7 protein-coding genes are annotated in these 7,060 nt (G+C 73.2%); all 7 read left to right on the plus strand.

From position 1 onward, the window contains the following. The first annotated feature begins 79 nt into the window (after positions 1-79). The 7 genes from P3H78_RS29735 (at position 80) to P3H78_RS29765 (ending at position 6,955) form a co-directional block, all read left to right on the plus strand. Positions 80-595: an Lrp/AsnC family transcriptional regulator gene (locus tag P3H78_RS29735; RefSeq protein ID WP_276112276.1), complete on the plus strand. Its 516-nt coding sequence runs from the start codon at positions 80-82 to the stop codon at positions 593-595. Beyond that, positions 580-1,959 (plus strand): aspartate aminotransferase family protein, encoded by a 1,380-nt coding sequence (locus tag P3H78_RS29740; RefSeq protein ID WP_276112277.1) that lies wholly within the window; start codon positions 580-582, stop codon positions 1,957-1,959. The genes P3H78_RS29735 and P3H78_RS29740 overlap by 16 nt, the downstream gene beginning before the upstream one ends. A 214-nt stretch (positions 1,960-2,173) precedes the next feature. After that, on the plus strand, positions 2,174-2,914 hold the full coding sequence (locus P3H78_RS29745) for an ABC transporter ATP-binding protein (protein WP_276112278.1): 741 nt from the start codon (positions 2,174-2,176) through the stop codon (positions 2,912-2,914). Next, complete coding sequence (locus P3H78_RS29750) at positions 2,896-4,401, plus strand: hypothetical protein (protein WP_276112279.1); 1,506 nt, start codon at positions 2,896-2,898, stop codon at positions 4,399-4,401. The genes P3H78_RS29745 and P3H78_RS29750 overlap by 19 nt, the downstream gene beginning before the upstream one ends. Before the next feature lie 120 nt (positions 4,402-4,521). Next, positions 4,522-4,929 carry a VOC family protein gene (locus tag P3H78_RS29755; protein WP_276112280.1) on the plus strand — a complete coding sequence of 136 codons (408 nt, stop codon included), beginning with the start codon at positions 4,522-4,524 and terminating at the stop codon, positions 4,927-4,929. Between the two features lie 34 nt (positions 4,930-4,963). Next, entirely contained in the window at positions 4,964-6,088 is a 1,125-nt protein-coding gene (locus tag P3H78_RS29760) for an LOG family protein (protein ID WP_276112281.1), read from the plus strand. 168 nt (positions 6,089-6,256) lie between these two features. Then, entirely contained in the window at positions 6,257-6,955 is a 699-nt protein-coding gene (locus P3H78_RS29765; protein ID WP_276112282.1) for an LAETG motif-containing sortase-dependent surface protein, read from the plus strand. The last annotated feature ends 105 nt before the right edge of the window (positions 6,956-7,060 follow it).

The raw sequence follows: 7,060 nt of genomic DNA on the forward strand, positions 1-7,060 counted from the left end.
ACGGCTGCGAAATCCGTAGGTCTCGGTCTCGTAAACGACGAATTTCATCGCTGGAACCTTGCGGAACTGTCGAGACGTCGTGCACAGTGAGGTCGTGGCCAGTCGAAGCGCAGACCAGAGGGACTCCCGCGAGTCCAGGAACGGCAACCCCCACCTGGACGCCGTCTCCCTCGCCATCATCGAGCAGCTCCAGCAGGACGGCCGCCGGCCGTACGCCGCGATCGGCAAGGCCGTCGGCCTCTCCGAGGCGGCCGTGCGCCAGCGCGTCCAGAAGCTGCTCGACCAGGGCGTGATGCAGATCGTCGCCGTCACGGACCCGCTCACCGTGGGGTTCCGGCGGCAGGCCATGGTCGGCGTGAACGCCGAGGGCGACGTGGAGGCCATCGCGGACGCGCTGTCCGACATGTCGGAGGTCGAGTACGTGGTGATGACCGCGGGCTCGTTCGACATCCTCGCCGAGATCGTGTGCGAGGACGACGACCACCTGCTGGACGTCATCAACAAACGCATCCGGGCCCTCCCCGGCGTGCGCTCCACCGAGAGCTTCGTCTACCTCAAGCTCAAGAAGCAGACCTATATGTGGGGAACCCGATAACCGTGAGCAAGGACCTCAGCCGCACCGCGTACGACCACCTGTGGATGCACTTCACCCGCATGTCCTCGTACGAGAACTCCCCCGTCCCGACCATCGTCCGGGGCGAGGGCACCCACATCTACGACGACCGCGGCCGGCGGTACCTCGACGGCCTCGCGGGGCTGTTCGTGGTGCAGGCCGGCCACGGCCGCACGGAGCTGGCCGAGACCGCCTTCAAGCAGGCGCAGGAGCTGGCGTTCTTCCCGGTGTGGTCCTACGCCCACCCCAAGGCCGTCGAGCTGGCCGAGCGTCTCGCCCACCACGCCCCGGGCGACCTGAACAAGGTCTTCTTCACCACCGGCGGCGGCGAGGCCGTCGAGACCGCCTGGAAGCTCGCCAAGCAGTACTTCAAGCTGGTCGGCAAGCCCACCAAGTACAAGGTGATCTCCCGCGCGGTCGCCTACCACGGCACCCCTCAGGGCGCCCTGTCCATCACCGGACTGCCGGGCCTGAAGGCCCCGTTCGAGCCGCTGGTGCCGGGCGCGCACAAGGTCCCCAACACCAACATCTACCGCGCGTCGCTCTTCGGCGACGACCCGGAGGCCTTCGGCCGCTGGGCCGCGGACCAGATAGAGCAGCAGATCCTCTTCGAGGGCCCGGACACGGTCGCCGCCGTCTTCCTGGAGCCGGTGCAGAACGCCGGCGGCTGCTTCCCGCCGCCCCCCGGCTACTTCCAGCGGGTGCGCGAGATCTGCGACCGGTACGACGTGCTGCTCGTGTCGGACGAGGTCATCTGCGCCTTCGGCCGCCTTGGCACCACGTTCGCCTGCGACAAGTTCGGCTACGTCCCGGACATGATCACCTGCGCCAAGGGCATGACCTCGGGCTACTCCCCCATCGGCGCGTGCATCGTCTCCGACCGCCTGGCCGAGCCGTTCTACAAGGGCGACAACACCTTCCTGCACGGCTACACCTTCGGCGGCCACCCGGTCTCCGCCGCGGTGGGCCTGGCCAACCTCGACCTCTTCGAGCGCGAGGGCCTCAACCAGCACGTCCTCGACCACGAGGCCGCGTTCCTGTCGACCCTGCAGAAGCTGCACGACCTCCCGATCGTCGGCGACGTCCGCGGCAACGGCTTCTTCTACGGCATCGAGCTGGTCAAGGACAAGCACACCAAGGAGTCCTTCAACGAGGAGGAGACCGAGCGCGTCCTCTACGGCTTCCTGTCCAAGGCCCTCTTCGACAACGGCCTGTACTGCCGTGCCGACGACCGCGGCGACCCGGTCATCCAGCTCGCCCCGCCGCTGATCTCCAACCAGGAGACCTTCGACGAGATCGAGCAGATCCTGCGCGCGACGCTGACGGAGGCGTGGACCAAGCTCTGACGCGGTGACTCCCGTACCTCCGATCAGCTGATCATCACCGGCCCCGGGCCGTCCGTTCGAGTGAGAAACGGCGGCCCGGGGCCGCGTGCTGTCCGGCCTCCCGCCCGTGGCTGCCTAGCGTGCCAGTGACCGATCGGCTCTGCCTTCGTTCCCCCGCACGGGGGATTTTCGCGGATCGCGCACGGCATTTCTGATGTGAACCGAGGTGTACGCCATGGTGGCCCCGCCGGACAACGACGTGCTCTGGGCACGCGCCCTGCACTTCACCCACAACGACGGCTCGCCCGCGCTCAGCGGTGTCTCGCTCGGCGTCCGGCAGGGCGAGATCCTCGCCGTCGGCGGCCCGAGCGGCAGCGGCAAGACGACCCTGCTGCGGTGTCTGTCCGGGCTGGTGCCCGCGCAGCGCGGCGAGGTCTGGTTCAACAGCACGCCCGTGCACACCATGGGCCCGCTGGCCCGCGAGCGGATGCGCCGCGACCGGTTCGGCTGGATCGACCCGGTCCCGGCCCTCGTCCCGGAGCTGAACGTCTGGGAGAACACCGCCCTGCCCCTGATGCTGCGCGGCACCAGCCGGCGCCGGGCGCGGACCGCGGCCCAGGAGTGGCTGGAGCGCCTCGACGTCGGGGAACTGACCCGCAGGCGCCCCCACCAGCTGCGTCAGGCGGAGCGCCAGCGGGTGTGCATCGCCCGCGCCCTGGCGCCCGCGCCGACGGTCCTGTTCGCAGACGAGCCCACGGCACCGCTGCACCGCGCCGACCGCGCCCACGTGCTGCGCACCCTGACCACGGCGGCCCGCTCGCACGGCATCACCGTCGTGCTCGCCACCCACGACGCGGAGACCGCGGCCCTGGCCGACCGCACAGTGCCGCTGCTCGACGGGCGGTGCGTGAGGACGGTGCACCTGCCGCCCGTCCAGGACACGGAAGGCCGGGCGGCGTGCTCGCTCTCCGTCTGAGCCGCGTCGCCCATCCGGCCGTCCAGCTGCGCCGCCTGGCCGTCGCGGCGGCCTCGGCGGGCACGGGCTTCCTGCTGCTGTGCACCTTCGGCTACGCGCTCGGCGAGCCCGAGCACTCCGGTGCCGCCGTGCTGCGGCTGTCCTGGTGCGCGGTGCCCCTGGCCGCCACGGTGTACCTCGCGCTGGCGGTGGCCCGCACCGACCCCGGCACCCGGCCCCGCCCCGGCCTGTCGGCCCTCGGGCTCGGACCGGGACGCATGATGGCCGTCTCGGCGGCCACCACGGCGCTGGCCTGCTCGCTGGGCTCGCTCGGCGCGCTGCTGCTGTTCGTGCAGCTGCGCGGCGGCCTGCGGGCCCTGCCGCTGGACGGCGGTGCCGCCCGGGTCCTCGCCGCCGGCCGGCCGCTGCCGGTCCCGGCGACGCTGACCCTGCTCGTCCTCGTCCCGGTCGTCGCGTCGGTGGCGGTGGCACTGTCGCTGCGCCCGCGCGACCCCCGGCGCCCGGCCGCGGGCCGCGGCTACGGCCGCTTCGGGGCGTACGGGACGGCGGGCGCCCGCGAGACCTTCGGCGCGTACGGGCGGTTCGGTGCGCGGCTCCGCAGCGGTACCGGTCCGCAGGCGCCCGCCGCGGCCGAGGGCGCCCGTCCGGCCTCGGGGGCCGCGGGCGGGCGCACGGCCGTGGCGGTGCCGGCCGGACCGGCGCCGGGCACCGCCACGGTGTCCGGACCGGCGGACGCCCTCGCACCGGCGGACGGCCCGGCGGACACGGACAGGGAGGACGCGGACGGCCCGGCGGACGCGGAAGGCCTGGGGTCCGAGGCCGACCCGCACCGTCCCCCCGCCCCCCGCAAACCGCCCGCCGGGCTCCCCTGGGGCGTCGCCGTCCTCGCCGCCGGCCTGGCCGTGGAGGCGTACACGAGCCGCGCCGTCACCCTGTCCGGCCCCGCCCTGTCCGGCACACGGACCGGTTCCGGCCCCGCTCTGCCCGGCGGACTGGACGTGGGCTCGGTGCCCGTCCTGGTGGGCTGGCTGCTCACCACCTTCGGCCTCGCCCTGGCCGGGCCCGGCCTCACCCACCTGTGCGGCCGGCTGCTCCAGGCGGTGCGGCCGGGCCCCCTGCGGCTGCTGGCGGGCCGCGCGCTGATGGAGGAGGCGGGCCGGATCGGGCGCCCGCTGGGCGTGGTCTGCGCGGTGCTCTCGGGCACGTTCGCCCTGCTCGTGCTCGGCCGCGGCCCCGCCTCGGCGCTCGGCCCGCTGACCGCCCTGGGCACGCTCGTCGTGCTCGGCTGCACGGTGGGCACCCTGCTGACCGCGGCCGTCGAGGCGCGGCAGGACCGCAGCGCCACCACCGCGGCACTGGTGCGGATCGGCGCGCCCGGCACGACCCTGCGCACCGCGGCCGGTCTCCGCGCCGCCGCCCTGCTGGTCCTGTTCGGCCCGCTGACCCTCGTCGTCGCCTACCTCTCCGCCCTGCCGCTGGCGCCCTGACCGGGCGGCGGCGGGGCGCCCGGCGGCACCCGGGAACGGACCGGCCGGGCACCGATGAGTTTTGTGCGGCCCCGGGGTCCAACCCGTCGTACGCACACCGCCCGAGGGAAGAGGCCCCGCATGTACCAGCAGATGATCTTCGTGAACCTGGCCGCCCGTGACGTCGAGGCGTCGAAGGCGTTCTTCACGGCGCTCGGCTACACCATCAACCCCCGGTTCACGACCGACGAGTGCGCCTGCGTCGTCATCAGCGACACGATCGTGGCGATGCTGCTCAGCCGGCAGCGCTACGCCGACTTCACCAAGAAGGAGATCGCGGACTCGACCACGACCAGCGAGGTGCTGCTGTGCCTGAGCGCCGAGAGCCGCGAGAAGGTGGACGAACTGGTCGACCGCGCGGTCGCGGCCGGCGGCACCCCGGCCGGCGAGGCGCAGGACCACGGCTTCATGTACGGGCGGGCCTTCGACGACCTCGACGGGCACACCTGGGAGGTCATGTGGATGGACCCGGCGGCCGTGCAGGGCTGACGGCCGCCGCGCGGGCGCTCTCTAGCATGGGCGGGTGCATCCGATACCCGCCCAGCCGCTCGACGGCTCCCACGACCGCGAGATCGAGTCCCTCGCCGAGTTCGACGAGGTCGTCTCCGCGCACGGCACACTGACCCACTACCGCGTCCAGGCCGTCGACCTGACGGACCGTACGGGCGTCCTCACCTCCCTGGACTCCTCGGGCGCCGTCTACCTCGGCTGCCCGATGGCCCCCGATGCCGCCGCGGCGGTGCGGGCCTGCGGGGCGCTGGTCTTCCCGCCGGTCCCCGACCTGCCCTTCGACCCCTACCGGGGCCGGCTGTACGCGCCCGACGAGCTGTTCGACCGCCTCGGCGAGGGGTACGAGGCCACACCGGACGCCCGCGCGTACGCCTGGTTCCGGCGGACGCGGGGCGACGGGGACGTCTTCGCCTCGATGCTCCGCTCGATCCACGACGACGCCGTCTCCGACGCGCTCGACGAACTCCTCGCCGGTTCCCGGGTGGTGGGGGTGATGGGCGGGCACGCCGTGGCGCGCGGCACCGACGCCTACGCGGGGACCGCCCGCCTCGGACGCGAACTGGCCCGGTCGGGGCTGACGGTGGCCACCGGCGGCGGTCCCGGCGCGATGGAGGCGGCGAACCTCGGCGCCTACGCGGCCGGCTTCGACGACGCGATGCTGCGCGAGGCGCTGCATCTGCTCGCCAAGGCCCCGTCGTTCACCCCGTCGGTCACCGACTGGGCGCAGGCCGCCTTCGAGGTCCGCGGGCGCTGGCCCGGCGGTGGCGCGTCGGTGGGCATCCCCACCTGGTTCTACGGCCACGAGCCGCCGAACGCCTTCGCCGCGCACATCGCCAAGTACTTCGCCAACGCCACCCGCGAGGACGGCCTGCTGGCCCGTTCCACCGCGGGCGTCGTCTTCCTGCCGGGCGCCGCCGGCACGGTGCAGGAGATCTTCGACAACGCGACCCCGAACTACTACGAGTCCCGGGGAGAGCCGACGCCGATGGTCCTGGTCGGCCGTGCGCACTGGACGGAGCACCTGCCCGCCTGGCCGCTGCTGCGGTCCCTGGCGCGGGACCGGCCGATGGAGCACCGCATCGCCCTGGTCGACCGGATCGAGGAGGTCCCGGAGGCGTTGAAACGTCTGGGCGATTAACAAGAAGGTAAAGTCAAGGCCCCCGGAGGGCATATGCATTGACACCCCGTGGGGCCCGCCCATAGACCTGTGAGCCTCCCGGGATCGCTGGGGCGCCCGTTCATGGAGCGGCCCAACTCCCGGGAAGCCCCCCTCAATTGCACATCCCCGAAGGGCAAAGTGGCCATCTTGTCCATATCCCGACGTAGCGCGCGCTCCGTGCGCATCCTCGGCGTCGCCTCGGCGACCGCCGCCCTCGCGCTCGGTGCCGCGGGCAACGCGCTCGCCTGCAACATCTCCGAGTTCTCCGCCGAGGCCAAGTGCGAAGGCGGCAAGGGCGTCATCGTCGTCACCGACAAGGACGTCTCGAAGACCCCTGCGGCCGTCTCCGTCTTCCTGGAGAACAACGGCGCCGACGCGCGGAAGGTGGGCGAGCAGACGGCCACCGGTTCACTCGTGGGCACCACCGTGTCCTTCCAGGAGGACTGGCAGCCGAACGCCATCTACCGGATCCACGTCGTCGCGGCCGGCAAGAACAAGAACAAGCCCCTGGTCGACGCGGACATCACGTCGAACCTGATCACGTCCGCCACGGCCTGCCGGTCGGAGAGCTCCACCCCGAAGCCCTCCGCGACGCCGTCGAAGTCGGCGACCCCGACGTCCCCGGCCTCCAGCGCCCCCGCCCCGTCCGCGTCGTCGAGCAGCACCGCTCCGGCGAGCGGCGCGGGCAACGCCCCCTCGCCCGCGGCAGGTGACTCCAACCTGGCGGAGACCGGAGCGAACTCCAACACCGGCCTGATCGCCGGTATCGCGGCCGCCCTGGTCGTCGTCGGCGGCGGAGCCGTCTTCTTCGGCCTGCGCCGCCGCGGGGCGAACGGCGGACGCTGATCCCCTCGGGCGGCGGCCCCGTGCCGCCGCCCCGCACACCTGCCGTGGGGGGGCCCCCCCCCCCGGGGGCGGGGGGGCCTCGGCGTGTCCCGTTCCGGCTCCCGC

Source organism: Streptomyces tropicalis, from assembly GCF_029269835.1.
GTDB classification, from domain to species: Bacteria; Actinomycetota; Actinomycetes; order Streptomycetales; family Streptomycetaceae; genus Streptomyces; species Streptomyces tropicalis.

Bases quoted from the DNA above. Each gene is read 5' to 3' on its own strand.
- P3H78_RS29745 (WP_276112278.1), top strand. From the start codon at position 2,174: ATGGTGGCCCCGCCGGACAACGACGTGCTCTGGGCACGCGCCCTGCAC.
- P3H78_RS29755 (WP_276112280.1), top strand. From the start codon at position 4,522: ATGTACCAGCAGATGATCTTCGTGAACCTGGCCGCCCGTGACGTCGAG.